Source organism: Paraburkholderia phenazinium, assembly GCF_900141745.1.
Lineage (GTDB): Bacteria > Pseudomonadota > Gammaproteobacteria > Burkholderiales > Burkholderiaceae > Paraburkholderia > Paraburkholderia phenazinium_B.
In genome coordinates this window covers 128961-155360 of the sequence record NZ_FSRM01000002.1, presented here as the reverse complement: position 1 = coordinate 155360, position 26400 = coordinate 128961, and the positions used below count along the sequence as shown (strand labels likewise).

Sequence of the window (26400 nt, the reverse complement as noted above, 5' to 3'; positions counted from 1 at the left end):
GGGACGATGGCAGAAACAACTGAACAGGAACGTGGGGCAGCGACTGTGGCGGCAGCAACGCCCAGCGTACGGTTGCCATTCGAGCGCGCCGAATATGATGCGCGCATTGCGAAGACCCGCCGCGCCATGCAGGCCGTGGACATCGATCTGTTGATCGTATCGGATCCGACCAATATGGCGTGGCTTACCGGCTACGACGGCTGGTCATTCTATGTCCACCAGTGCGTGCTGCTGGCGATGGATGGCGAGCCGGTCTGGTTCGGCCGTGGCCAGGACGCAAACGGGGCACGCCGTACCGTGTTCATGCGGCACGAGCAGATCATTGGTTATCCGGATCATTACGTGCAGTCCACCGAGCGGCATCCGATGGACTACCTCGCCCGTGAAGTGATCGAAGCGCGCGGTTGGCAGACGTGTCGTGTCGGCGTCGAGATGGATAACTACTACTTCAGCGCGGCGGCTTATGCATCGCTGATGCGCAATCTCCCCAATGCGCAGTGGCGTGATGCGACGGCGCTCGTGAACTGGCAGCGCGCGGTGAAATCGCCGCGTGAAATCGAATACATGCGGATTGCGGCGCGCATCGTCGAGAAGATGCATGCACGCATTGTCGAACGCATCGAGCCAGGTATGCGCAAGAGCGATCTTGTTGCGGACATTTACGCGACCGGCATCAGCGGTGTCGAAGACCATGGTGGCGACTATCCGGCCATCGTGCCCTTGCTGCCGACCGGCGCCGATGCCGCGGCACCCCATCTGACATGGGACGACACGCCGTTTGCCCGTAACGCCGGCACGTTCTTCGAAATCGCCGGGTGCTTCAAGCGCTATCACTGCCCGCAGTCGCGCACGGTGTACCTCGGCAAGCCACCACGGCATTTCATCGATGCCGAGCGCGCAGTGGTGGAAGGAATCGAGGCGGGACTCGCTGCAGCGAAGCCGGGCAATACCTGCGAAGACATCGCCCATGCGTTCTTCGCAGTGCTGCGTAAATCGGGTATCGAGAAGAACAGCCGCTGCGGCTATCCGATCGGAGCCAGCTATCCGCCCGACTGGGGCGAGCGGACCATGAGCCTTCGTCCGGGCGACCGGACGGTGCTGGAACCTGGCATGACCTTCCATTTCATGCCGGGCCTATGGCTCGAAGACTGGGGTCTCGAGATCACCGAGAGCATTCTGATTACCGATTCCGGTGTCGAGACTTTTTGTACGACGCCGCGCAAACTGTTCACGAAGGAGTAGGGCGCATGCGGCCATCTCCGATTCAGCCGACGGTCGACTTCGAGGCCCACGGCGAACAACATGGCTTTCTCAAACTGCCGCATTCGCATGATGCGTCGGCCTGGGGCGCGGTGATGATTCCGGTTACCGTCATTCGTCGCGGCGAGGGGCCGACGGTGTTGCTGACCGGCGGCAATCACGGCGACGAATACGAAGGGCCGATAGCGTTGTCGAAGCTCGCGTCTGCGCTCAAAGCGTCGGACGTGACCGGGCGCGTGATCATCGTGCCATTCATGAACTATCCGGCGTTCCGCGCGGGAAACCGCACGTCACCGATCGATCGTGGCAATCTGAACCGCAGTTTTCCGGGTAAGCCGGATGGCACGGTGACCGAAAAAATCGCCGATTACTTCCAGCGTTATTTGTTGCCGCTGGCGGACTACGTGCTCGATCTGCACGCTGGCGGCCGCACGCTCGATTTCGTGCCGTTGGCCGCGATTCATGTTTTGCAGGACGCCGGACAGCAGGCACGTTGCGAAGCAGCGATGCGTGCGTTCGGTGCACCTTATTCAATGAGGATGCTGGAAATGGATAGCGTTGGGCTGTTCGATACAGCGGTCGAAGAGGCGGGCAAGGTGTTCGTGTCGACGGAGCTGGGCGGCGGTGGCACGGCAACCGTCCGGAGCGTGGCGGTGGCGGTGCGCGGCGTACGCGGATTCCTTGCGCACGCGGGGGTGCTTGTCCGGCACGATGATTTGAACTCCCGCGCTGCCTCGCATGATGGAGCGCGCACTACCACGCTGCTCGATATGCCGGATGGCACCTGCTACACGACGAGCGAACATGAAGGCTTGCTTGAACTGTGCAAGGAACTCGGCGATAGGGTCGAGAGCGGTGAATTGATCGCCCGAATCTACGACGCGACGCGCACGGGTTTGCCGCCTGTCGAATATCGCGCGCGCCGTGGTGGCTTGCTGGCGGCGCGCCACTTCCCTGGGCTGGTGCGGATCGGTGACACGGTAGCCGTAGTGGCTGAGGTGGTGGAGTGGGGTAAAAACCCATGAAACTCGACCGGTACGACCTCGCTATTCTGCGCATTCTGTCGCAAGACGGACGCATGACGAAGTCGCACCTCGCTGAAGAAATCAACCTGTCGGTTTCGCCGGCATGGGAACGTGTGCGGCGGCTTGAGGAGAGCGGCATCATTCGCGGCTATCGGGCCGACGTGGACTGGCTGCGCGCCTTCGAGGGCAGCCGCGTGATCGTCGAAGTGACGCTCGCGCGGCACACGGCGCCCGACATGCGCCGCTTCGAGGAGCGCATCGCCGGCGCGTCCGAAGTTTTGCAGTGCCACGCAACGGGTGGCGGTGTCGACTATGTGATGCACGTGATGTCGCGCAATATCGACCACTATCAACGCTTCATCGATGCATTGCTGACCGAAGAACTCGGCATCGAAAAGTACTTCACCTACATCGTCACGAAAGAGGTGAAGAGCATGGTGGAGGGCGTGCCCGCGTGGGCAGGCGATGAGGTTGCGGGCGAGACCTGAACGCAAGGGGCACAGGTCATGGGCTCACAAAAATCACCAGGTGCCGCCGCGAAAATCAGAAAAACACGCATCCTGCAGCGGCCAAAGCAGAAAACTCGCCGCTGGGCGGGACGTACAGTAACAGACATACATCGGATACAGGAGGTCGTCATGTTGCTGGGTCATCCCGTCCTATTCAAATCGCTCTGCTATGTCGATGGACGTTGGGTGCATAGTGCGAGCGCATCGACCGTCGCCGTCCAGAACCCGGCTGACCAGGAGGTACTGGGTCATGTCCCGATGCTGGAGGCTGCGCAAATCACGCAAGCGGTCGACGCGGCACACCGCGCGTTCTCAAACTGGCGCTGGCTGCCGGTGGCAAAGCGCGCCACTTTACTGCTGCGCTGGCACGAACTAATCTTGCGTCATCAGAACGATCTCGCTGCGATCCTCTCGCTGGAGCAAGGCAAGCCTCTGGCGGAAGCGCGCGGTGAAATCACGTACGGGGCGAGCTTTGTCGAATGGTTTGCGCACGAAGCGCGCCGTCTCAATGGACGTACGATTCCTTCGCATATCGACGGCGCCCAGCTTGGCACTCTCATCGAGCCCGTAGGAGTGGCAGCGTTGATCACGCCCTGGAATTTCCCCACGGCCATGATCACGCGCAAAGCGGCGGCCGCGCTTGCGGCGGGTTGCACCGTGGTGGTGAAGCCTGCGCACGAAACGCCGTTTTCCGCCTTGGCACTGGCGCAGCTCGCTGAAGAAGCGGGCTTGCCCGCGGGCGTGTTCAACGTCGTGCTCGGCGAACCGCAGATGGCGATGGAAACGCTGGTGCGCGATACGCGCGTGCGTGCAGTGAGCTTTACGGGCTCGACGCGAGTGGGCGCGCTGGTGATGCGGACCGCAGCGCAAGCAGGCATCAAGAAGACGGCGCTTGAGTTAGGTGGCAATGCGCCGTTCATCGTTACCGAGGACGCGGATCTGGAGCAGGCAGTGCGCGTCGCGGTGGCCGCGAAATTTCAGACTTCCGGACAGGACTGTTGCGCAGCGAACCGGATGCTCGTTGCGCGGCCCGTTTATGAGCCTTTTGTCGAACGTTATAGCACTGCGGTGCGTGCGCTGCGAGTAGGGGCAGCGTTTGAATCAGGCGTCGACGTAGGACCGCTCATGCACCAGGCCGCCTTCGACGCTACTGTGGCGCGTGTCGAAGATGCCCGCGCCAAAGGCGCGCGCATCACCGTGGGCGGTGCGGCGCATGCGCGCGGTGGCTGGTTCTTCGAGCCTACCGTGATTGCCGACACCGCGTCCGGCATGCGCGTCTACGACGAAGAGAATTTCGCGCCTGTCTCCGCGGTTGCGCCATTTGACACACTCGATGAAGCGATCGCACGGGCCAACGACACCGAATACGGCCTCGCGGCTTATCTCTGCGCAACGGACCTGAACACGGTATTCCAGGTGATCCGTCGTCTGGAGTTCGCGATGGTGTCCGTGAACGGTGCGAAGTTCACCGGCGCGCCGATTCCGTTCGGCGGCATCAAGGCTTCCGGGCTGGGTCGTGAAGGCGGCGTCGAAGGTTTCGAGCCTTTTGTCGAGACACGTTATTTCTGCCTCGGCGAACTCGGTGTGCCGGTGACCGAAAGCCCTCCCCGAGGACACCGTAAGCCCGCGCCTGTTGCGGCCTAGCCAGGTCGCCCGCGCAATCCAATCCCACTCATCGCTAATATGACGGAGAACCTCATGACCCAACTCAACCAGCTCTTCGAAGCAGACCGCGCGCATTTCATGCACCCCTCGACGCACGCGCACGATCACGCTAGCGGCGCTCTGCCGGGCCGCATTGTGACGGGTGCCAAAGGCATCCGGATCGAGGACCACCAAGGCAAGACGTACATTGACGCCTTCGCTGGCCTCTACTGCGTGAACATCGGCTATGGCCGCACCGAAGTGGCCGATGCGATCTACGAGCAGGCGAAGAAACTTGCCTACTACCACACGTACGTCGGACACTCGACAGATACGATCATCGAACTGTCGTCGCGCATTATCGACTGGGCGCCAGCGGGGATGAAGAAGGTGTACTACGGCATGTCCGGCTCGGATGCCAACGAAACGCAGATCAAGCTCGCCTGGTACTACAACAACGTCAAAGGGCGCCCTGACAAGAAGAAGATCATCTCGCGCCAGCGCGGCTATCACGGCTCGGGCATCGTCACCGGCAGTCTCACGGGTCTGCCCAGCTTTCATCAGTATTTCGATTTGCCACTGGAACGTGTGAAGCACACGGTGTGTCCGCACTGGTACCGTCAGGCGCCTGCCGGGATGAACGAAACGCAGTTCGTCGCGTATTGCGTCGATGAACTGGAACGGCTGATCGCAGAGGAGGGCGCCGATACGATTGCCGCCTTCATCGGCGAACCGGTGATGGGCACTGGCGGCATCCTGCCGCCGCCGGACGGCTATTGGCCCGCGATCCAGCAGGTCTTGAAGAAGCACGACATCCTGTTGATCAGCGATGAAGTAGTGTGCGGTTTTGGCCGCCTCGGTTCGAAGATGGGCGCGCAACACTACGGTATCCAACCCGATCTGATTACCGTTGCGAAGGGGCTGACCAGCGCGTACGCGCCGTTGTCGGGCGTGATTGTCGGTGAAGGGGTGTGGGACGTAATCGATAAGGCGTCGCAGGAATTCGGCGCAATGGGTCATGGCTGGACCTACTCGGGTCACCCGGTTTGCGCTGCGGCGGCACTCGCCAATCTCGAGATCCTCGAACGCGAGAATATTACGCAGAACGCTGCGCAGACCGGCGCTTACCTGCTCGAGCAACTGCACGCAGCGTTCGATGATCATCCAATGGTAGGTGAAGTCCGCGGGGCGGGTATGCTCGCTGCTTTGGAATTCATGGCGGACAAGGATGAGCGGCGTGCTTTCGATCCGACGCTCAAGGTTGGGCCGCGTGTGTCGGCCGCTGCGATGCAACGTGGTCTGATTGCGCGGGCCATGCCACACGGCGACATTCTCGGCTTTGCGCCGCCCCTTGTCGCCACACGCGCAGACGTGGACGAAATCGTGCGTCTTGCGCGCGGCGCAGTTGACGAAATCGCCGCTGAAGTACACGGGCAGCCGGCCACCGCATAGCACCATTCGCGCACCGTCGCGTGCTTTCACCGGGTGCTGCTTCACAACACCAGGTGCGGCTACATAAGACCGGCGACACCGAGCCGCAGGCCGCATCCCTCGAGATTGGAGGAAGACATGAGTTACGTACATCCATGGCACGGCGAAACTGTGCAAGGCACCTCGCCGGGCCTGTTACGGCGCGCCATCGCCGCCTCGGCGCTGGGCAATGCCACCGAGTGGTTCGACTACGGCATCTATGCGTACGGCCTGACGTATATATCGGCCGCACTGTTCCCCGGCAACACGACGCAGGCGACGCTGTTCGCGCTCGCCACTTTCGCCATTTCGTTTTTGGTCCGCCCACTCGGGGGACTATTCTGGGGGCCGCTCGGTGACCGCCTGGGCCGCAAGTATGTGCTTGCGCTGACGATCATCATGATGTCTACGGCGACCCTGCTGGTCGGGCTCGTGCCAACGTATGCAAGCATCGGATGGTGGGCTCCCGCGGTGCTGATCGTCTTACGGATGGTCCAGGGTTTTTCGACTGGAGGGGAGTATGGTGGCGCGGCGACCTTCATGGCCGAATATGCGCCTGACAAAAAGCGCGGCTTTTGCGGCAGCTTCCTCGAATTTGCCACGCTGGCAGGCTTTTCTCTCGGCGCGTTTCTGATGCTGGGTTGTTCCATTGCATTGGGAAACACAACGATGCATGCCTGGGGGTGGCGTCTGCCGTTTCTGATCGCGGCCCCGCTTGGGCTGATCGGCTTCTATCTGCGTTCCAGACTCGAAGACACGCCTGTCTTTCTCGAGCTCGAGCAGTCGAGCCGAGAGGAAAACGACGCTCGCGTGCCGCTGAAAGATCTGCTGACCGGATATGCGCAGCCGCTGCTGTTGCTTGGCGGCCTGGTGGTGGCCTTGAATGTCGTCAATTACGTGTTATTGGCTTATATGCCGACCTTCATGCAGAAGCAATTGAGTATGAGCGACAACATGTCATTGCTCGTCCCGCTCATTGGCATGCTGGCAATGATGGTCTTTCTACCTTTTGCCGGGACCTTTTCTGATCGGGTCGGCCGCAAGAATGTCTGGTGGTTTTCGCTGATTGGCCTTTTCGTCGCGGCCATTCCCATGTTCCTCCTGATGCGGCATGGAATAGCGGGTGCGCTCGCGGGTTTCGCCGTGTTGGGCTTGCTCTACGTGCCTCAACTGGCCAGCATCTCGGCGATGTTCCCAGCAATGTTCCCTACTCAGGTGCGCTATGCCGGCATGGCCATCGCCTACAACATCTCGACCTCGATCTTCGGAGGCACCGCTCCGATGGTGAACGAGTGGCTCATTGCGCATACCGGCAGTACGCTGGTGCCGGCTTACTACATGATGGGCGCTTGTGTGATCGGCGCATGCGCGCTGCTGTTCGTTACGGAAACCACCGGCTGCTCCTTGCGCGGACGGGAGATTCCAGGCAAGAAGTAGCGCGACCGAGCGTGTTGCGGCTTCGCAAAACCGCCCTCCTCATGCTATAAGCCCAAGGCAAACGTTTGTTCCGATCAGGGAATTTGTCATGGAGGGCGGTGAATGTCATCGGGTAAAGTAAAGTTGTCTGCTTGCGCATTTGCGTTAGCAGCATTCCTTACCGTATCGAGCGGGTTCCTCGAAGCGGTGCCGGCGTACGCGAAGACTTCGGATCAGCAACCCGCAGTTCTCGACGCTTCGGCCGTTGCCGTGGCAGACAAGTTCAGCGCCGATGCCGCTGAGCAGATCTTCAAGGAAGGCGGCAATGCCGTCGACGCCGCCGTGGCGATTGCCTTTACGCTTGCCGTGACGTATCCGGAAGCTGGCAACATTGGCGGTGGTGGTTTTATGACGCTGTATGTCAACGGCAAACCGTACTTTCTCGACTATCGGGAGAAGGCGCCGCTTGCGGCCACACGCAATATGTATCTCGACGACAAGGGCGAGGTCGTCAAAGGCATGAGCCTTTTCGGTTATCGCGCGGTGGGTGTGCCGGGCACGGTCGAAGGCATGTGGGAAGCGCAGCGCCGTTTCGGCAAGCTGAAGTGGAAGCAGGTGCTGGCTCCGGCCATCAAGTACGCTACAGACGGCTTCGAAGTGAGCGAACAGTTGCAGCAGCGTCGTGACGATGCCGCTAAAGAGTTTGCAGGCAAGACCAACTTCGATACCTACTTTGGTAATCTCAAGCAGGGCGTCAACTTCAAGCAGGCGGACCTTGCCGCCGTGCTGACGCGTATTGCCAATCAGGGTGCCAAAGACTTCTACGATGGCAAGACCGCCGACCTGATCGCCACATCCATGCGCGGCCATGGCTTGATCACGAAAGAGGATCTGCATGAGTACAAGGCCATCTGGCGTGAGCCGGTTCAGGCCGACTGGAATGGCTATCACGTGATCACCGCGCCGCCGCCGAGCTCAGGCGGTGTCGGTCTCGTGCAATTGCTAAAGATGAAGGCGGATATCGCACCTGACTTCAAGGACGTGCCGCTCAACTCGGCGCAGTATGTGCACCTGATTGCGGAAATCGAAAAGCGTGTATTTGCCGACCGTGCCCAGTACATGGGCGACCCTGATTTCTACAAGGTTCCGGTGGCGCAGTTGATCGACGATGCGTACCTTGCCAAACGCGCCGCCGACGTTAACCCCACGACTCCATCGGACACAAAGAGTGTGCAGCCAGGACTCGGCACCTCGATGCCGGAAAAGGCCGAGACCACGCATTTCTCGGTGATCGACAAGTGGGGTAACGCGGTGTCGAACACCTATACGCTCAATGGCTATTTCGGCTCGGGCGTCGTGGTGGACGGCACAGGGATCGTGCTCAACGATGAAATGGACGACTTCTCCGCCAAGCCGGGGGTGGCGAACCAGTTTGGCGTGGTGGGCAGCGATGCGAATGCGATCGCGCCGAAGAAGCGTCCGCTTTCGTCGATGACGCCGACTATCCTGACGAAGGACGGCAAGGTGTCGCTGGTGATCGGCACGCCGGGTGGCTCGCGCATCTTCACGTCGATTTTCCAGGTGATCAACAACGTCTACGACTTCAACATGCCGTTGCCCGACGCAGTCGCCGCGATGCGCTTTCATCACCAGTTGTTGCCGCCTAACACGATCTTCTGGGAGCCGTACAAGCCGATCACCGGCGATCTCGCGCAGCAGATCGAGGCGAAGGGTTACGTGTTGAAAGGCCAGGATTTCAGCGGCGATATCCAGGTCATCAAGGTCAATGGCGATACGCCGGAGCCGGCTGCCGATCCGCGTGGCCGCGGTGTGACGCGAGTGGTTCAGTGAGCGTTTGAAATGGCGGCGGCGGGCGCGCATTCAGCACTGCACCGCCGCCATGCAGTGCAGCACGAGACGGCTCGAGCAGTCGACGCGCGATGCGCTTACAACTCCGTAAACCGCCCGAGGAAGCGCGCCCAGGCGGCCTTATCGGCCTCCGAGAGGGCTGAGTTCGACGTGACGCCGAATGCCTCTTCGCGGGCTTTGACGCAGGCGTCGATAAATTGCTGCAGGGCGTCGCGATCGGCAAACACCAGTTCGCGTCGCGATGCGGCAATTTCAACGCGCGCTGGCGTTTTCGTCACACGCGGCACGCCGGAGTCGTCGTAGTCGGCGGTGTTCCGCGTGACTCGCACCTGATAGTTGCTTGTCACATCGCTCTCCTGTGTCGGCGTTGGCGCTAAAGCACCTGCGCCGATCCCATGCAGTTTGAATGCGCTCGAGGGTCGGTTCCCTCAGTATAGAAAATCGCCGTGACACTGGTGCGTTTCTTCGCATCAATCTCAACTCGTCTGTTCGACCGGCGTCAGCGTCAGCTCGAGCCGCTGCGCGCCGCGCAACACCGTCATATTGACCGGACGGTCGATGCGCGACGCATCCAGCACCCGTTGCAGGCTATCGACCCCGTCGACGGGCAGCGCATCGATCGCGACGATCGTGTCGTCCGTGCGCAGTCCACCGAGCGCGGCCGGGCTCGCCTTGACGATTTCCATCACCCGCACGCCGGTCTCCGAGTTCAATCCAAAGTAGCGCTGTACACGCCGCGACAGCGGCGTCGTGGTGCCCGCTACGCCGATATACGCACGGCGCACGCGGCCATGGGCGAAGATCTGCATGATGACCCACTTGGCGGTGTCGATTGCGGTGGCAAAGCAGATGGCCTGAGCACCGGGGATGATGGCCGTGTTCACGCCGATCACCTGACCCGCCGAGTTGATCAACGGACCGCCCGAATTGCCGGGATTCAAGGCCGCGTCGGTCTGGATCACGTCGTAGATCATGCGGCCCGAGTTCGAGCGCAGCGAGCGGCCGAGGGCGGACACCACGCCGGTCGTGACGGTCTGCTGGAGGCCGAGCGGGTTGCCGACCGCGATCGCAATCTGACCGACCCGCAGCCGCCCGGATTCGCCGAGTTCGACGTGCGGCAACGGTTCGGCCGAGCCGATCCGCAGCACGGCGAGGTCGCTGCCGGGGTCGTCGCCGACCAGATCGGCGTCGAACTGGCTGCCGTCCGCGAGGGTCACGCGGATCTGCGCGGCGCCGTGCACGACATGACTATTGGTCAGCAGGTAGCCGTCAGGTGTGAACAGAAAGCCCGAGCCGGTGCCGCCGCGTGTGCCGCGGCCACCGGGGTTGGCGGGGGTTCGGTGTTCGACGGAAATGAAGACGACTGCCTGCTGGACGCGCTCCAGCGCGCCGATCACGGTGCGCGAGTAGGCGTCGAGCAGGGCGTCGTCGGATAGCGCGGACGGGCCAGTGGACCCGCCAGGCGCAACGGGCTCAGACGCCGCGCGCGACAGGTCGTCGATAAAACGGGGACGGCTTCCCATGGTGAAGCTCCGGACAAGGCGGGAGCGTAACTGCAGGGCTGTCTGCCGGTTTTCAAGGCACGGGAAAGGGCGTGAGAAACTGGCCGTAGGCCAATTTAAAGGTGGCCAAACTGGTTATCATGGTTCGCATACGACGGTTCGCGCGCAGATCGGTGTCCGGATGAGCGGAAATCATCCGTGGCGGCCCTTCAGGCGCTACGCATGTCGCCCCAGTAATAACAGTGACACCTCGGTACTCGATAATCGGGCGGTTGCCGCAGCGGTTCGCGCGGTGCGCCTACCTATTCCCCGTTTCAGGAGAGTCGCGATGAAAGAGCAGGATCCCAGCGCCGATACGGCATCGATGGCAGAACGGCAGCGCCGTTTTGAAGAGGATCTCATCGACGCGTACGACGAAGAGCTCGAGATGGAGGTAGACGACCGCATCGGCGACGGCGAAGCGGGCTTCTCACCCGAGCATCGCGAGGCGCGTAAGCATTACTTCCGCGAGCTGTTCCGTCTGCAAGGGGAGCTGGTCAAACTGCAGGACTGGATCGTCGCGACGGGGCACCGTCTGGTAGTGATTTTCGAGGGACGCGATGCGGCAGGCAAGGGTGGCGCGATCAAGCGCATCACGCAGCGCCTGAACCCGCGCGTGTGCCGGGTTGCGGCACTACCGGCGCCGAACAATCGCGAGCGCACGCAGTGGTATTTTCAGCGCTATGCAACCCATCTGCCGGCTGGCGGCGAGATGGTGCTGTTTGACCGCAGCTGGTACAACCGGGCGGGTGTCGAGCGCGTGATGAACTTCTGTACCGACGAAGAGTACGAGGAGTTTTTCCGCTCGGTGCCGGAGTTCGAGAAGATGCTGGTGCGCAGCGGCGTGCAGATTATCAAGTACTGGTTTTCGATCACCGACGAAGAGCAGGAAATCCGCTTTCAGACCCGCATCCACGATCCGCTCAAGCAGTGGAAGCTGAGCCCGATGGACCTGGAAAGCCGCCGCCGCTGGGAGGCTTATACGCACGCGAAGGAAGTGATGCTGCAGCGTTCGCATATTCCCGAAGCGCCATGGTGGGTCGTGCAGGCCGTCGACAAGAAGCGCGCGCGTCTGAACTGCATTCACCATTTGCTGAGTCAGGTGCCGTACCACGAGATCGAGCATCCGACGATCAACCTGCCGGAGCGTGTACACAACAGCGAGTACATCCGTCAGCCAGTGCCGGCCAATATGATCGTGCCGGAACTGTATTGAGTTTGAGTGGATCGATGTGACAAAAAAAGCGCGGCTCACGAGCCGCGCTTTTTTATGGCTGACGGGATGGGCGGCCTGTCGTGCCGCCACAACCCCGTCCGCTGAAGCTTCAGAACACGTGCAGGAACACCCAATACAAGCCCGCTGCCAGCGCGATCGAAACCGGCAGCGTCAGCACCCATGCCAACAGCAGGCTGCGCACGGTGCTCCATTGCAGGCCGGAACCGTTGGCTGCCATCGTGCCGGCCACGCCTGACGACAGCACGTGGGTCGTCGACACCGGCAGACCGTAGACGTCAGCCGCTCCAATCGTCAGCATCGCCACCAGTTCCGCCGACGCGCCTTGCCCATAGGTCAGATGCTGCTTGCCGATTTTTTCGCCGACCGTCACGACAATGCGCTTCCAGCCCACCATCGTCCCCAGGCCGAGCGCGATCGCTACTGCGACCTTGACCCAGGTCGGGATAAATTTGGTGGCGCGATCGATCTGCTTCTTGAAGTTGTCGATCACCTTGTCGTCGTCTGCGGCAAAGTCGGGCTGCTTGGCCTTGTCCATCAGGCGAACCGCTTCGGAGACGACGTACATGTTGTTGCGCACGTTGTCGACGACATCCTGCGGCACCGCTGCCATCGAGCCGGACGTGCCAACCTGCTGGCCAATCTGCGTGGTCAGCTGCTGGAGCGCAGGCAGCGTCTCCGGCGTCAATTTATGCGTCTGCACATACGCTTCGACGTCGGCGCGCGGATGGGCCGACGGCGGTGCGCCATTGGTGTATTTGCCGAACGTCGCGGCGGCCTGTTGCGACACGGCGACGAAGGTTTGCGTTTCCGCAGGCGTCACGGCCTTGTTCAAGGCGTAGGCGGTCGGCACCGTACCGATCAGGATCAGCATGATGAGGCCCATGCCTTTCTGGCCGTCATTCGACCCGTGCGCGAACGAGACGCCCGTGCAGGTCAGAATGAGCAGGCAGCGAATCCAGAACGGCGGCGGCTCGTTGCCCTTCGGTTCGGCGTACAGGGCCGGCACACGTACGACCGCTTTCAGGACCATCAGCAGCAATCCCGACAGCAGGAAACCGACGATAGGCGAGAACACCAGCGACTTGCCGACGCCCAACGCCTGGTTCCAGTCCACGCCGCTCGTGCCGCTGGAGCCGTGCATCAGCTGGTTCATCAGGCCGACGCCGATGATCGATCCCACCAGCGTGTGCGAGCTCGATGAGGGCAAGCCGAAGAACCACGTCCCGAGGTTCCAGATGATCGCCGCGATCAGCAGTGCGAACACCATTGCGAAACCCGCGCTGCTGCCGACCTGCAGGATCAGTTCGACGGGCAGAAGCTGCAGCACGCCGAAGGCGACTGCGCCGGTCGATGTCAGGACGCCGAGGAAATTCCACGTGCCCGACCAGATCACCGCGAAATTCGGCGCAAGCGAATGGGTGTAGATGACGGTGGCGACGGCGTTCGCGGTATCGTGAAAGCCGTTGACGAACTCAAAACCGAGCGCGATCAGCAACGCGACGCCAAGCAACAGGTAAGGCAGAAAGCTGAGCGATTGAACCGACTGCAGATCGCTGACCAGATGGGCGGCACAGTACACCGCACCAATCGCGATCACGATCAGGAAAATGATCATACCAATGTTGCGGTTTCGGCCGCCCGTGGCAGGCGTTTGCGGGTAAGACAGTTCCGGCATGGCGTTGCCCCAAAAAGTAGTCGCGTCAACGTTTCATGCTGGTTTACGAATATGTCGTGTTTATGACAGAGATGTGTCTTTCGGACCCTTTGAAAGCAACGAAAGGGCGTAAGCCTTACCTGGTAAGGCGGCCCCATCGGAAAATCGCATACGGAATTCAACTACTATTTCGATTTGCGACACAAATTCTGGCGCCTGGCGGACGAGCAAGCGTGCCTTTTCAAATCAATTCGTCATACGAAGTAATTTGTCTGTCCATTGAACGGTTGAATGTTGCGTGCGGTGGCCGGCATCTCTTCGCACTCGTGGGCGGCGAAAGGACCAGCGTGGCGAGCGCGTAAAATGTCACTCCGCTTTGCCGCATCCGATCAGAGACGCCCTTGAAACGAAAAATGCCCGCGCTCAATGCGCTCAAAGCCTTTGAAGTGGCTGGCCGCACCGGCAGCTTCACACGTGCCGCCGAACTGTTGAATGTCACGCAGAGCGCGGTTAGCCGGCAAGTGCGTCAACTGGAAGAGCAACTCGGGGAATCCCTGCTGCAACGCCGCCATCACCATCTTGAGCTGTCGGCGGCGGGGCGCCTGTTGCTGCAAGCGCTGCAGCAATCGTTCGACAAGATCGAACTGACCGTGCGCAGCATTCAGGAAAAGACCCACCTTAACCGTTTGCGTATCAATGCGCCGCCCACCTTTACCAGCCGCTGGCTGATGCCGCGTCTGGGACGCCTGCGCGACGAACATCCGGAGCTCGAACTGAGTCTGTCGACGCGCGTCGAGGACAAGCTTGCCGAATCGGGCGTGCTCGATTGTGCCATCCGTTTCGGTGACGGTGAATGGGAGGGCTTCGACAATCGCTTGCTGATGAGCGAGCGGCATATTGCGGTTTGCTCGCCGGCGCTGCTCGCGCGGCATGCAGGACCGCAGGGCATCGACCTGAATCAGTTCACGTTGCTGCACGTGCTGGCGAGCGACGAGCAACGCTATCTGACCTGGCAGCACTGGCTAAAAGCAGCGGGAATTGTCGGCGTCGATACGACCGGTGGCTACGAATTCGATCTGCTCGACCTGGCGATTCGCGCGGCCGTCGACGGTCTTGGCATCACGATCGCCGACCGCCATATGATCGCGCGCGAACTCGCAAACGGCGAACTCGTGCAAGTGCTGAACGTGCACGTCGATGGCCACCAGTCGTACTGGCTGGTGACACGCCCCGAGCAGGACGACTTACCGCAACTGGCCTTGTTTCGCGACTGGCTGCAGCACGAAATGTGGTCTACCGCACGCAATCAGGAGCCGTCGGCATCGTCGCCGGACCGGCTGGCCAGCGGACATTAAGCCGCGATGTAACAACGGCGATCTTTAATGGAGAGCGTCGCCCACGCCGCATTAGCGGGCTTTAGCCGCCTTGGCTGCCCTGTTCGCTTTGTTCGCCCACGCCTGGTGGCTACCCACCACGCATAAGATTGGGCCAACGGCTTAGGCCTGCGAACAATGCGTTCTCCATAAAATCGCGCTAACCGGCACCCTTCAAGTCGTCCGAGCGGGTTGATTAAGCTCCTGTAAGTTAAGCATTGCGCTTAAAAGCTCGCGTTCTGCGGTGTTCTGCACGTTCAGCCCAAGGCACCCGCCCCGGATTCGCGCGAATCTCTATACACTGGCTCCGCGGGGACGAATCGCAAGATCGTCTTGAAGAACAAGGTAAGGCCGCGCGACGGGGAACGGCTGGAAGTTCCGTGCGAGCCTACGCCAACAAGAAGAACTGAGAGCAAGCGTATGGGGCAGTCAAGCGAAGAACCAGCAGGAGAATCGCCGGGATTTCCGGATGCAACACGTCGGCAAAGAGTGAGCGCAACACTGCGCGCCACGCTGCTTGCGTTCGCGGTGACGATGCTCACCTGTATGCTGAGTGGCGCACTCAAAAGCATGGCAGGCGAAATTGCGGCTATCTGGCTTGCGAATGCGCTGTTACTGGGCCAGATGATGGTGGCCGCGCCGGCCCAGCGCTACTGGGTGCTTGCCGGCGGCATAGCAGGCAATATGGCGGCCAATCTGCTTGGCGAGAGCCTTGCGGTATCCCTCTCTTACACGTTTGCCGATACGCTCGAGGTGCTGATTGCCTTTAGCTTTGCGCCACGCGTGACTTCGATCGCCGAACTGCTGCGGCCTAAAGCGCTCGTCAGATTCATCGCCGGCGGCGTGATACTTGCGCCGCTCGCGTCCGGTGTGCTGGCAAGCGTGCTGTTGCGTGGGCAACTGAGCGGCAATCTGCTGCCCAATTTCGCTAACTGGTTCGTTTCGGACGCACTCAGTCTGGCTATCTTTACGCCTGGCGCGCTCGTGCTCTGGAGCGGCGAGGGTGCCCATCTGTTGCGTGGGGAGCGGGGTCTAAAGACCTTGGGACTGCTCCTGCTGGTTTGCGCGGTAACGACCGGCGTCTTTGCACAAAACCAGTTCCCTTTGCTCTACTGGGCGTTGCTGCCAATCATGCTGCTGGCATTTCAGGCGGACCTCGCTAGCGTCATGGTCGGCCTGATGCTGTGTCTTGCCATTGCGGTGGCGTTCACCATGCACGGCATCGGACCGCTCTGGATGTATCCGTATGCGAACATGGAAGCGCGCATCTTTTCGCTGCAACTGTTTTTGCTGGCTGCGTTAGGCATTGCGCTGCCGATCAGCGCGACTCAGGTTTCGCGCAGCCGTCTGGTAGGGCTGTTGCGCGAAGGCGAGCGGCGCTACCGGATCCTTGCGGAGAACGCGACCGACATCGTTATGAGCGTGACGCTCGATGGCCGTCTAACGTATGTTTCGCCGCGAGCTCAAACGGTCATGCGTCGCGATCCTGACGAGCTGATTGGTGAATACTTTCCCGATCTGGTGATTGCCGACGACCGCGACGCGCTGGCTACGGCTATCGAAAAGCTGGCCGCCGGCGCGAGCGAGGTGTCGCAGGTGAGCCGCTTCAGACGACCCGACGGCCAGATCCTGTGGCTCGAAACGTACCTTCGTCCGGTGATCGATCCGTTTTCCGGGCAGCCTGAAACGCTGACGGCGACGGCTCGTGACATCACCGCACGCAAAGCTGCCGAACAACGTCTTGCCGAAGAACGTCTTGAACTGCAGGGGCTAGCCTATCGCGATGGTTTAACGGGGCTCTTTAACCGCCGGCATTTCGACCGCGAACTGGAGCATCAATGGCGGCACCTCGCGGAGGCCAATGACGCCAGTTTTATGGCAGTCGTGATGATCGATATCGACGCCTATAAGAGTTTTAACGACCACTACGGTCATCAGCGCGGCGACGACTGTCTGCGGACGATCGCGCAGGCGATTGCCCTGTCGGCGCGGCGTCCCTCGGATATCGTGGCCCGCTATGGCGGTGAAGAATTCGCGCTGGTCCTTAAGGACACCGATCTGCACGGTGCACGGCGGGTCGCCGAGCGTATCCGTCTGGCGGTTGAAGGGTTGCAGGTGCCGCACCTGGCGAGTCCCGCTGGGGTAGTGACCGTGAGCCTGGGCGTCGCAGCACAACAGCCGCGCGAGGGTCGCGACGCGAGTGGTCTGGTGGCGGCAGCAGACCGTGCCTTATACGTTGCCAAACGGCGAGGCCGCAATCAGATCTACGTGTCCGAGAGCGACGACGCAGGTCTCGGGTCGCTTGCCTGATATTTGTCTAAAGAGTTACGTCGGCCAGAACATTCCCAGTGCCGCTAACGCCATCACCGCAGTCGCGATCCATCCCACCCAGCGCAACAGACCGGTCACGATAAACTCGCCCATGATGTCCCGGCGCGCCGACATGAGCATAACCAGCACCATGATGGGTACCGCCGCTAGCCCGTTCACGACGGCGCTCCAGTAAAGCGCGTCGATCGGATCGAAATTGACAAAGGTGAGTATGACGCCGCCGAGAATCGCGATCGCGATCACCGCATAAAACTGCTTGGCGAGGCTAACCTGTAGCGCCAGACTGTTACGCCACTTCATCGTGCCGGCAGCGGCATAAGCCGCAGATCCCGCCAGCACAGGAAGAGCGAGCAGGCCGGTGCCGATAATGCCGAGGCTGAACAGCAGGAATGCGAATGAACCGGCAATCGGTTTTAAAGCGCTTGCGGCGTCGGCGGAAGTGGTGATCTGGATGTGATGTGCGTGCAAGGTCGTCGCCGCGGCAAGAATGATGAAGAACGCCACGCCATTCGACATCGCCATGCCAATCCACGTATCGAAGGTGATGCGGCTGAGTTGGGACTCTGCCTGCTGCGGCGCGCGCAGCAAGGCCTCTTGCCCCGGTTCGGAGCGAATCTCTTCTACTTCCTGCGAGGCCTGCCAGAAAAACAGATAAGGGCTGATCGTGGTGCCAAGCACGGCAACGACGGTGGTCAGGTAGTGGCCGGAGAACTGAATGTGCGGTTTGACAATGCTTAGGCCAACGGCCTTCCAGTCGACCGGAATGACAAACACAATCGCAACGTACGCAAGCAATACGAGCGTGAGCCACTTAAGGATGCGGGCATAGCGCTCGTATGGCACAAAGACCTGTAGCAAAAGGGAAAAAGTGCCCAGCAGAACGACGTAAACCGGCACGGGACCGCCGAGCACGAGTTTGGCTGCCGCACCCATTGCCGCGAGGTCGGCGGCAATATTGATCGTATTGGCAATCAGCAGAACCATCACGGCGGCATAAAGGATCTGCGAAGGATAGTGGCGGCGCAGATTGGTGGCGAGTCCGCGGCCGGTAACCCGTCCCATGCGCGCGCTGATCGATTGAATCGCGACCATCAGCGGGAACGTGAGCAGCATGGTCCACAGCAGACCGAAGCCGAATTGTGCGCCGGCCTGCGAGTACGTTGCGATACCGCTCGGGTCGTCGTCGGCCGCGCCCGTCACGAGGCCCGGACCCAGGCGCCTGGTCCACGACCGGCCGGCCTCATCTTCGACCACAAGCTCTGGATCTAATGGTTCAGTGGGCACGTTGGTTCCTTGAAGGTGGCGGCTCGTTCGCAGCTACCCTTTGCTGGGCAGCATTATTCGTGCCACGGGTTTGGGCGGACGAATAGGAATGACCTATGATCAGTTCTATTAATGAAACAGTTGAACGCCCGGCAAGCGGATATTTCTTGAGCGATGCAGTGCCGATAAGTGCAATGCCTTGTCTCGTTGTGCGCGAAACCATAGCGCTTTGTTGTGTGCTCATGGCATAGTGCGACCATCGTCCACACGTAAGGAGGCAGTATGGCCACTCTCGAGCAGATTCAAGCGCGTATGAAAAAACTCCAGGCGCAAGCCGAAGCTTTGCTTGCCAAACGCGCGCAAGCGGCCGTTGACCAGATCCGCGAACTGATGATCAAGCACGGCTTGACGACCGCGGATATCGAAGCCCGTGCCAAGGCCAGGCGTGAAGCTAAAGCAGCGGGGCGCCGTCTTTCCAATGGCGTTGCGAAGACTGCCGCCGGCGCCAAGGGCAAGCTACCACCGAAGTATCGTGATCCTAAAACCGGCGCAACGTGGAGCGGTCACGCACGGCCGCCCGCCTGGATCAAGGACGTGAAGGACCGTACCCGCTTCCTCATTGACGGCGCAGCTGAGATCGCATTGAACGGCAGCGGCGCTAGCAAAGCGACGACTGCGGCAAAGAAGGTATCGGCGAAAAAAGCGGCCGCAAAGAAAGCGCCCGGCAAGCGAGCCGCCGCGAAGAAGACCGTAGCTAAGAAAGCCGTGACCGCGAAAGCCCCGGCGACAAAATCCGCCGCGAAGAAGAAAGCAGGCGTGAAAAAGCCGGTGGCAAAGAAAGCGTCACGGGGTCGGCCGGCAGCTAAAAAGGCTGCGTCGAGCGCAGTCGCTGCGTAACAACGTCTGTTGATACGTTCAACAGTTCGTGCCTGAAAACGACATTGGCCCGCCAAGGCGGGCCAATGTTCTGCGGGAACGCGAGTTCCGGCTGCTTACAGCGGCGTGATGTTAGCCGCTTGCTTGCCCTTCGGGCCTTGCTTCACTTCGAAGCTGACCTTCTGGTTTTCCTGCAGCGATTTGAAGCCACTTCCCTGGACTTCAGAAAAATGCGCGAACAGGTCTTCGCCGCCGCCGTCCGGCGTAATGAAACCAAAGCCCTTTGCATCGTTAAACCACTTCACTGTACCTGTTGCCATTTTCCTGAGTTTTCCAAAAAAGACGTGTTGTGTTGGCGTCGTGCCGCCACGGTTGACGGAGCGCGACGCGTCTTTGTACCACAGTAAAATGACAATCCACAACCAGGGAGGCTACGGTTTACCGGAACTTTCTCGCCTTGGCGCGACACCGCGCAGCGTGACGGCCTCTGTCTCCGAGCGCAAACTCTCCACCCGTGCTGCCAGGGCGGCCGCGCTGGCTCGTGAAGGAAACGGGTCGAAGGCGTAGCCACGGCGTGCCCAGGAATCGAGCCCGCCCTTGAGCGCGCGAATCCGCGTAAACCCTTTACGGCGCATATGCAACCTGATGCGCATGGCTGTGTCCTCGTCCTGACACACGCAATACACCACGCGGTGCTTTCCCGGTAAAGCCTCTTCGATGTCGGCCGCCGAAGTCGCGTCGAGCCGCCGGGCGCCCGGAATGCGATGGGTATCGTCCTGCACCGCGGACTCCGGCCGTGCGTCCAGAATGATCGGCGGCGACTCCGAATGCAGGGTTGCCTCAAACTGTTCCTGGGTAATCCGAACCTGCTTGAGCCAGCGTCTAAAGCGCCAGCGCTGGATGCAGCGAAGCACGAAGTAGAGGAGCGACGCCGCCAGCACCAGATCGATCACTGTGGTGCCATGTGCCCTGACTGCGAGCACGAACAGACCCAGTTGCTTCTGGAACAGGGCGCCGCCGAGCAGCCAGAACGTTGCCCATATCACAGCGCCTAGCAGATCCCATGCGGCGAATATCTTTGGGTCGACACGCGTTGTTCCCATCAACGGCGGGGTGGCGAGGGCAAGACCCGGAATGAATTTGGACACCGACACAATCGGCGCGCCAAAGCGCTCAAACAGGGAACGCGTAGTCCGCACGCGTGCACCAGCAGACATCGATAGCCGCGAGAGCGCGTTAATCAGCCGCTGGCCATACAGGCGTCCCGCCGTGAACCAGATACCATCGCCGAGCAACGCACCGAGCACCGCTGCCGGCAATACGTACCAGAACGACAGGGCACCGCTTGCGATCGCGGTACCGGCGAAGAGCAGGACGGGCACCGCGGGCAGAGGCACGCCGAGACGGGTCAGAAACACGTTTAGAAAGACGACCGCGCCACCCCACGTCGAAATCTCCGATTGCGGAAACTCTATCAATTGCGCGGCTCCTGAAGTCACGGCTGAGGGCGCAGCAGCAGCGTTGCTGCATCCGCGTTCGTGGAATGTTGTAGGCGCAAGCCGGATGCCCGGGCAGGCGTCAACACGCTTTTATTTTACGTTTGAATCGATCAGCGTCACGCGCACGCCTTCGCATCCTGCGTCGCTGGAGACTTCAAGTTCGCGCCATGGACCTTTCGGTCCTTCGACGGCGATCAGCGGATCGATTTGCCGGTCGGGGCGTAGCACATTGAACGGCCACGATGGGCGCCGTAACCGCTCATGGACCAGCGAGCCTAGCCAGATCTGCGCGGAGGGTCCACCGCTTTTGCGTTGCACAGCATACGTGGTGGGCCAGAAGCGTAAGACGTCGCGTTCGTCGCGCGCTTCGCGGGCACGGGTAAAGACAAGTGTCGAGGGCTCGCCGTTGTTGAGCTTTGGCAAAACGGGTAACGCGGTCGCCTCGGGGTCGGGGGCCACCAGCGAGAGGATGGAGCGCACCGAGAGTTGCGTGCCCTCCATCCAGCCGCGGTCGGCCAGTTGCGATTCGATCTGCTCTCGGTTGGCCGACCATTGCACGGTGATCGGCTCGCGCCGGTCGCCTGTCATGTCGGAGCGGTAGCAGGCAAAAGTTTTCCAGAGCGTGTCGGTCCATTGCGCTTCGGTGACGACCTCGAGAGGAGGGTGCTGTTCGCTGGGCGGTGCGGTGCTCAAACGGTGAAGTCCTATCTGGGGTGCCGCGCTGGCGCAGATCACGAGCAACATCACAGCGGGCATAAACTCGCGCGGAGTGGGCATGTCAGGGTTGCGCCACACGGCGGTCAATGCGACGACGGCGACCCAGATCGCCGCGAACGCCGCCCCGCCCACCGCATCGGAAAACGCGAAGCGCCCGACGTAGAGCCCTGCGAATGCTACCGCCACGACGATCGCTGCGCTGACCGTCGTCACGAGGATCCCTTGGATTTTGCCGACGCGACGTGACAGCAGGAAGGCGAGAAAACCGTAGACGATCGCGCTTGCCGCCACGTGATTGCTAGGGAAGGCATACGCTTCGAAGCCGGTGGAAACGGGCGACACCTGCCGCACCGTCAACTGGATGGCGAAGATCAGCAATTGCGAAAAGGCGACTGCCGCCAACCAGTAGGCGACGGCGAGCCAACGCCGTTCGTATGTCATCCAGACGATAACGGTCGCCACAACGGCGCCCAGCGTAGGAAGGCTGCCTAGCGTGGCGAGGCCTGATATTAGCGAGTCGGCCCAGGGAGAATGGATCGATTGCAGGAATCGATACACCGACATGTCGATCTGAACCAGCGGGGCGCCATTGGACACGCCTTGAAACACGCCGAAGAATATCCCAGCGAACAACAGCACCAGTACGGAGATGATGGCGACGATACCCATCGCCGGCCTCTGGGGGTCCAGCACCTGCACCAGAAAAGTTGCTGCACGTCCGTTGTGACAACGGGCCCATGCGACCAGCTCGCGACGCGATGCGTTGGCCCATGCCCGCGCGCGCAAGACGATGTGGCGCATGGCCTGAAAGCTCAACCACCCGATGGCGGCGAGAATCGCGATGACGGCAACCAGACGAAACGAGACGGCGCCGGCTAGTTGCAGGGATGCGCCGAACACGACCCCCGGCAGAATATGCGCAGGTGCCCACAATACGGCAGACAGTGCGTTCATCGCGTAGAAGCGCGTTGGGCTCATTCCCAGCATGCCTGCGACGACTGGCACGATGGCGCGCACCGGTGCGATGAAACGGGCAAACACCACGCTGCGTGCGCCGTGCTGCGTGAAATACTGGTGGCCGGTCTGCAGGATCTGCGGATGCGTGCGGAACGGCCAGAGTTGGACGAGGGTATTGCGGTAGCGGTGGCCGATCCAATAGCTAAGACCGTCGCCGGCGATGGCGCCGACGAACGCGCACGCGAACAGCCAGCCGAGGTTGAGCGCACCTGTGCCGACTAGCGCTCCGGCAAGAAACATGGCCGTGCTACCGGGGACGAAGGTGCCGATGACCGCGACCGACTCCAGAAACGCCGCCAGGAACACCACCGCCAACGTCCATCCCGCGTGGCCGCCGAGCAGGTGCAACAGGTGAACATACGCTTGCTCCATCTACCTCTCCGGCGGTCCAGCACTATGACGAATGAATGCGAACGGGAAAACGTGTCATATCAGAATATAACCTCAGCAGATGTCATGCCGCACCGAAGCATGCGGTCGACAAACAATGTGACGGCCTTGGACTGCGGGAGTGTGCGCTGGCGTGACGGTCCGTTGACGTCTTGCGAACTTGACCTATAACGGAGGTGCGGTGCGGGCATTCTCTGCGTCTGGGACCGGCATCCACCACTTCAGACGCCCGTTTGTTGCACTGCATTGTCGCTTCCGGCAATGAGGAGGGCGACAGGCGTCGTTAGTCGGGTAGCGGGCCACGGTGACATGCTGCGAGCCCGCTTGAGGATGCAAGGAGTGTCGAGATGAAAACACTTATCGTGTTGCCGTTGGCTGGCGCAGGGCTGCTGCTGGCGGCCAGCGTAGCAAACGGGCAGGAGATTCGCCCGGACATGCAGGCGCGAGGGCGCGCGATCCTGGAGCAGAACGCGAACGAGACCGCGCAAGATGCGACAGACATGCCCTATAGCGAAACGGGGCAGCCCGGCACGCCGCAGGCGCGCGCTATAACTAACTCATCATATGGCGGCAGTGTCGATTCCGACGGACAGTCGGGCGGCCCGCGATGCGTCACCGGCCCGCAATGCAACATTTTCCGCGGCCGATGACGTCCAGACCTGCCATAGCCGAACGAAGAAATCGCAGCTCGCAGCGGTGCTTATTAATATGGATAACTGATAAATAATTTCCTTATGTATGTTTCATATGTCCAGACGTGTTGACACTAAATCATTCTTCATCTTGGCGAAACGGCGTTTACGTGCTGGGAAGATTAACTTTGTCCTGCAGGTCCTTGTTTAGCAGGCCAACGTAAGAACGTCCTTCTCGCGTTAGGCCTGCTCAATGGCTCTAACCCTGGAGGGCACAAATGAAACACTTCGAAAAGGCAATAGCGGCGGCGGTTTTGCTGACCGTCAGCGCGGCTAGCTGGGCATCCCCCGGACTGACACCGCAGCAATGCAACGACTATCCGTTCACGCGCCTCAAAACCGAGGTGACGCACAAGCAATTGATGAACGAGTTATCGGAGCTTGAAGCGGTCGGCTATGACCCGAGCGCTAACGACAACTACTATCCGTCCGATCTCATGGCCGCCCAGAAGAAGCTGAACGCGGAATATCGACGGGATTGCACGGCTTCAAATGGTGTACCGACCGCGCAATACTCGGCGACGCCATAGTGACCCGCAGCGCATGACCGTGTCCGGCAATAGCCGGGAAGCTTGTTTTGACCGATGTTGTCGCAGTCGTACGACACTTGCACGCCTAAAACGAGCCATTTTTTTCAAAAAAGGAAACTCGAGACCGCTCCACCAAAGGCGATGGAGCGGCTGCCTTTCGTACTTGCGTTTGTTGAAAGTCTGACTTTCTTTAGTGCCGTCTCGTCAAGAAAAGTGGCTACTTAAACTTTGCTTGCACTTTCATGTTGCTGCCGCAACCAGCAGTGACAGCGCCGCAGAGCGCAGAAGGGCAAAGGAAAAAACAGACTCTCTCACCTCACTCATCAGGTACAAGGCAAATGAAGAAACCATGTTTGGCCGGATTGTTGTCCGCACTTGCGCTGTGTAATGTCGCGCATGCTCAAAGCAGTGTCACGCTTTATGGCCTCATCGATGAGGGTTTCGATTTCACCACCAACGCCGCGGGCAACCGTGGCTACCAGATGGTGAGCGGCGACACGGCCGGGAGCCGCTTTGGCCTGAAAGGCAGCGAAGACCTTGGCGGCGGCCTGAGCGCAATCTTTCGTTTGGAAAACGGCTTCAATACCAACACCGGCACGATGGGGCAAGGCGGTCTGCTGTTCGGACGTCAGGCTTACGTTGGCCTGTCGTCGGCGCAGTACGGAACCATCACGATGGGCCGTCAATACGATCCGACCGTCGATATGTGGAGTGCTCTCACGGCGGCCGGCAATTGGGAGGGCGACCTTGGTTCGCATCCGTACGACAACGACAACGCGGACTGGGATTACCGTATCCAGAACTCGGTCAAGTATGTGTCGCCCACGGTTGCGGGCTTCACCGGCGAGGCCTTGTACGGTTTTAGCAACGAGGCGGGCGGGTTCGCCGACAATCGCGTGTACAGCGCAGCGGTGCAGTACCAGATGGGCCCGGTCACTGCAGTTGCCGCTTATATGAAGACCGACAACGGCGGTGCGACTGCCGGTGGCGCGGCGCCGAGCGCGACAGTGGTGTTCACTGGAAGCTCGCAGCAAAACATCGATGCGGCCTTTTCGTACAAGTTCGCCGACAAGGCGATTGTCTCGCTGGCCTATTCGCACGTCGATATCTACAATCCGACCTCCAACGCATACTTCGTTACGCAACCGGCTCCCGGAACACAAAACTCATGGAAGTTCGACAATATCGAACTCAACGGCCAGTACTTCTTTGCGCATGACTTCTGGCTGGGCGCAGCCTATACGTTTACGCGCGCGCACGTTTCAACGGTGACGGGCAGTTCGGATCCGAACTGGAACCAGCTATCGCTGATGCTCGACTACGATCTGAGTGCACGCACTTCGGTTTACGTGCAGGGGGCGTACCAGCATGCTGATGGCAAGACCGGCCAGGACTTTGATTATGCGAACATTCTCGGATCGCCGAGCGAGTCGTCGAGCGGCAACCAGATGGTGTATCGCATCGCGATGACGCATCGCTTCTAAGACGTCTCACCTTAGCTTCAGCATAAAAGGCACACGCCGGATTCCGGCGTGTGCCTTTTTCATTGTTGCGCCATTTAGTGCTTAGGTGGCCTTCGACGCAATCTCCCGTGAGTCATTTGATGGCCTGCAGTTGGCTCAATGTAAAGAATTTGCATTGATGTTTCATGCAATGTGTACAAACGTGACGGGTTTTTCATCTTGGTGCGGCCTGGTATTTATTCGTGCGGAGCTATGATGCCAGGACTGTAACCAGTATGACCATGTCCTGGTGGCGCGCAACAGGAGATTGGCAGGGCTTTGTCTGGCGACGCGCTTCGCATGACGCCGATGCAGGCGTGTCGTGGCAAGCGTAGACGAGACGCCTCATAAATTAAATATAACAGAATCTGTAAGCTATGGAATCCTGATTGTAATGTTTTTGGCGATGTTGAAGCTTTCGACATCGATAGCAGAAAACGCGCATGACTTTCGGATGTTCACTATGTGGTCTTACGCTCAATCCATTTTCCTTCTGACCGCTAGCGTCGCGAGGATGTCCATCAAGTCCACGCTTTCAACAAATCTACAAGTGAGGGGCCGATGACCGTGTCCACTCTGGATTTT

General features: G+C 60.4%; 21 protein-coding genes. 14 read left to right on the top strand and 7 right to left on the bottom strand.

The window, feature by feature from the left end; translation table 11 throughout:
• Positions 1–6 precede the first annotated feature (6 nt).
• From doeA to ggt, 7 genes are all read left to right on the top strand, one after another.
• Positions 7–1242: an ectoine hydrolase DoeA gene (gene doeA, locus BUS06_RS20795; protein WP_074266338.1), complete on the top strand. Its 1236-nt coding sequence runs from the start codon at positions 7–9 to the stop codon at positions 1240–1242.
• Between the two features lie 5 nt (positions 1243–1247).
• Complete coding sequence (doeB, locus tag BUS06_RS20790) at positions 1248–2285, top strand: N(2)-acetyl-L-2,4-diaminobutanoate deacetylase DoeB (RefSeq protein WP_074266337.1); 1038 nt, start codon at positions 1248–1250, stop codon at positions 2283–2285.
• The gene (locus tag BUS06_RS20785; RefSeq protein WP_074266336.1) at positions 2282–2773 is read left to right on the top strand and encodes an Lrp/AsnC family transcriptional regulator; all 492 of its coding nucleotides are present in this window, start codon (positions 2282–2284) and stop codon (positions 2771–2773) included. Before doeB ends, BUS06_RS20785 begins: the two co-directional genes overlap by 4 nt.
• A gap of 150 nt (positions 2774–2923) precedes the next feature.
• On the top strand, positions 2924–4438 hold the full coding sequence (locus BUS06_RS20780; RefSeq protein ID WP_074266335.1) for an NAD-dependent succinate-semialdehyde dehydrogenase: 1515 nt from the start codon (positions 2924–2926) through the stop codon (positions 4436–4438).
• A 54-nt stretch (positions 4439–4492) separates the two neighbouring features.
• Positions 4493–5890, top strand: a complete 1398-nt coding sequence (locus BUS06_RS20775) for an aspartate aminotransferase family protein (protein ID WP_074266334.1) — start codon at positions 4493–4495, stop codon at positions 5888–5890.
• Between the two features lie 117 nt (positions 5891–6007).
• Positions 6008–7345 carry an MFS transporter gene (locus tag BUS06_RS20770; RefSeq protein WP_074266333.1) on the top strand — a complete coding sequence of 446 codons (1338 nt, stop codon included), beginning with the start codon at positions 6008–6010 and terminating at the stop codon, positions 7343–7345.
• 102 nt (positions 7346–7447) lie between these two features.
• Positions 7448–9175 (top strand): gamma-glutamyltransferase, encoded by a 1728-nt coding sequence (gene ggt / locus BUS06_RS20765; protein ID WP_074266332.1) that lies wholly within the window; start codon positions 7448–7450, stop codon positions 9173–9175.
• Between the two features lie 95 nt (positions 9176–9270).
• On the opposite strand, the gene BUS06_RS20760 is transcribed toward ggt, so the two are convergent.
• Both BUS06_RS20760 and BUS06_RS20755 read right to left on the bottom strand, forming a co-directional pair.
• Complete coding sequence (locus BUS06_RS20760) at positions 9271–9540, bottom strand: hypothetical protein (RefSeq protein ID WP_074266331.1); 270 nt, start codon at positions 9538–9540, stop codon at positions 9271–9273.
• A gap of 129 nt (positions 9541–9669) precedes the next feature.
• Positions 9670–10716 (bottom strand): S1C family serine protease, encoded by a 1047-nt coding sequence (locus BUS06_RS20755; RefSeq protein ID WP_074266330.1) that lies wholly within the window; start codon positions 10714–10716, stop codon positions 9670–9672.
• Positions 10717–11023: 307 nt separating this feature from the next.
• Here BUS06_RS20755 and ppk2 point away from each other — a divergent pair, with 307 nt between their 5' ends.
• Positions 11024–11950, top strand: coding sequence for a polyphosphate kinase 2 (gene ppk2, locus BUS06_RS20750; protein WP_074266329.1), 927 nt, complete (start codon positions 11024–11026; stop codon positions 11948–11950).
• Positions 11951–12059: 109 nt separating this feature from the next.
• Here the strand turns inward: ppk2 and BUS06_RS20745 are convergent, their stop codons facing one another.
• On the bottom strand, positions 12060–13646 hold the full coding sequence (locus BUS06_RS20745; RefSeq protein WP_074266328.1) for an inorganic phosphate transporter: 1587 nt from the start codon (positions 13644–13646) through the stop codon (positions 12060–12062).
• Between the two features lie 392 nt (positions 13647–14038).
• Between BUS06_RS20745 and BUS06_RS20740 the strand changes: the two genes are divergently transcribed.
• Together BUS06_RS20740 and BUS06_RS37160 are read left to right on the top strand one after the other, a co-directional pair.
• On the top strand, positions 14039–14980 hold the full coding sequence (locus BUS06_RS20740) for a LysR substrate-binding domain-containing protein (protein WP_074266327.1): 942 nt from the start codon (positions 14039–14041) through the stop codon (positions 14978–14980).
• Between the two features lie 507 nt (positions 14981–15487).
• Positions 15488–17308 (top strand): bifunctional diguanylate cyclase/phosphodiesterase, encoded by a 1821-nt coding sequence (locus tag BUS06_RS37160; protein WP_167379412.1) that lies wholly within the window; start codon positions 15488–15490, stop codon positions 17306–17308.
• Between the two features lie 15 nt (positions 17309–17323).
• Here the strand turns inward: BUS06_RS37160 and BUS06_RS20725 are convergent, their stop codons facing one another.
• On the bottom strand, positions 17324–18613 hold the full coding sequence (locus BUS06_RS20725; protein WP_074266326.1) for an Nramp family divalent metal transporter: 1290 nt from the start codon (positions 18611–18613) through the stop codon (positions 17324–17326).
• Between the two features lie 261 nt (positions 18614–18874).
• Here BUS06_RS20725 and BUS06_RS20720 point away from each other — a divergent pair, with 261 nt between their 5' ends.
• Complete coding sequence (locus tag BUS06_RS20720) at positions 18875–19489, top strand: H-NS histone family protein (RefSeq protein WP_074266325.1); 615 nt, start codon at positions 18875–18877, stop codon at positions 19487–19489.
• 95 nt (positions 19490–19584) lie between these two features.
• On the opposite strand, the gene BUS06_RS20715 is transcribed toward BUS06_RS20720, so the two are convergent.
• From BUS06_RS20715 to BUS06_RS20705, 3 genes are all read right to left on the bottom strand, one after another.
• Entirely contained in the window at positions 19585–19788 is a 204-nt protein-coding gene (locus tag BUS06_RS20715) for a cold-shock protein (RefSeq protein ID WP_074266324.1), read from the bottom strand.
• Positions 19789–19899: 111 nt separating this feature from the next.
• Positions 19900–20946: a VTT domain-containing protein gene (locus tag BUS06_RS20710; RefSeq protein ID WP_074266323.1), complete on the bottom strand. Its 1047-nt coding sequence runs from the start codon at positions 20944–20946 to the stop codon at positions 19900–19902.
• 111 nt (positions 20947–21057) lie between these two features.
• Positions 21058–23073, bottom strand: a complete 2016-nt coding sequence (locus BUS06_RS20705) for a bifunctional DedA family/phosphatase PAP2 family protein (protein ID WP_074266322.1) — start codon at positions 23071–23073, stop codon at positions 21058–21060.
• Positions 23074–23438: 365 nt separating this feature from the next.
• On the opposite strand from BUS06_RS20705, the gene BUS06_RS20700 reads away from it, so the two are divergent.
• The 3 genes from BUS06_RS20700 (at position 23439) to BUS06_RS20690 (ending at position 25797) form a co-directional block, all read left to right on the top strand.
• A complete protein-coding gene (locus BUS06_RS20700; protein WP_074266321.1) occupies positions 23439–23741 on the top strand; it encodes a hypothetical protein in 303 nt (100 codons plus the stop codon).
• Positions 23742–24001: 260 nt separating this feature from the next.
• Complete coding sequence (locus tag BUS06_RS20695; protein ID WP_074266320.1) at positions 24002–24313, top strand: DUF4148 domain-containing protein; 312 nt, start codon at positions 24002–24004, stop codon at positions 24311–24313.
• Positions 24314–24651: 338 nt separating this feature from the next.
• On the top strand, positions 24652–25797 hold the full coding sequence (locus BUS06_RS20690; RefSeq protein WP_074266319.1) for a porin: 1146 nt from the start codon (positions 24652–24654) through the stop codon (positions 25795–25797).
• Positions 25798–26400 lie beyond the last annotated feature (603 nt).

Bases quoted from the DNA above. Each gene is read 5' to 3' on its own strand.
- doeA (WP_074266338.1), top strand. From the start codon at position 7: ATGGCAGAAACAACTGAACAGGAACGTGGGGCAGCGACTGTGGCGGCA.
- doeB (WP_074266337.1), top strand. From the start codon at position 1,248: ATGCGGCCATCTCCGATTCAGCCGACGGTCGACTTCGAGGCCCACGGC.
- BUS06_RS20785 (WP_074266336.1), top strand. From the start codon at position 2,282: ATGAAACTCGACCGGTACGACCTCGCTATTCTGCGCATTCTGTCGCAA.
- BUS06_RS20780 (WP_074266335.1), top strand. From the start codon at position 2,924: ATGTTGCTGGGTCATCCCGTCCTATTCAAATCGCTCTGCTATGTCGAT.
- BUS06_RS20775 (WP_074266334.1), top strand. From the start codon at position 4,493: ATGACCCAACTCAACCAGCTCTTCGAAGCAGACCGCGCGCATTTCATG.
- BUS06_RS20770 (WP_074266333.1), top strand. From the start codon at position 6,008: ATGAGTTACGTACATCCATGGCACGGCGAAACTGTGCAAGGCACCTCG.
- ggt (WP_074266332.1), top strand. From the start codon at position 7,448: ATGTCATCGGGTAAAGTAAAGTTGTCTGCTTGCGCATTTGCGTTAGCA.
- BUS06_RS20755 (WP_074266330.1), bottom strand. From the start codon at position 10,716: ATGGGAAGCCGTCCCCGTTTTATCGACGACCTGTCGCGCGCGGCGTCT.
- ppk2 (WP_074266329.1), top strand. From the start codon at position 11,024: ATGAAAGAGCAGGATCCCAGCGCCGATACGGCATCGATGGCAGAACGG.
- BUS06_RS20745 (WP_074266328.1), bottom strand. From the start codon at position 13,646: ATGCCGGAACTGTCTTACCCGCAAACGCCTGCCACGGGCGGCCGAAAC.
- BUS06_RS20740 (WP_074266327.1), top strand. From the start codon at position 14,039: ATGCCCGCGCTCAATGCGCTCAAAGCCTTTGAAGTGGCTGGCCGCACC.
- BUS06_RS20720 (WP_074266325.1), top strand. From the start codon at position 18,875: ATGGCCACTCTCGAGCAGATTCAAGCGCGTATGAAAAAACTCCAGGCG.
- BUS06_RS20715 (WP_074266324.1), bottom strand. From the start codon at position 19,788: ATGGCAACAGGTACAGTGAAGTGGTTTAACGATGCAAAGGGCTTTGGT.
- BUS06_RS20705 (WP_074266322.1), bottom strand. From the start codon at position 23,073: ATGGAGCAAGCGTATGTTCACCTGTTGCACCTGCTCGGCGGCCACGCG.
- BUS06_RS20700 (WP_074266321.1), top strand. From the start codon at position 23,439: ATGAAAACACTTATCGTGTTGCCGTTGGCTGGCGCAGGGCTGCTGCTG.
- BUS06_RS20695 (WP_074266320.1), top strand. From the start codon at position 24,002: ATGAAACACTTCGAAAAGGCAATAGCGGCGGCGGTTTTGCTGACCGTC.
- BUS06_RS20690 (WP_074266319.1), top strand. From the start codon at position 24,652: ATGAAGAAACCATGTTTGGCCGGATTGTTGTCCGCACTTGCGCTGTGT.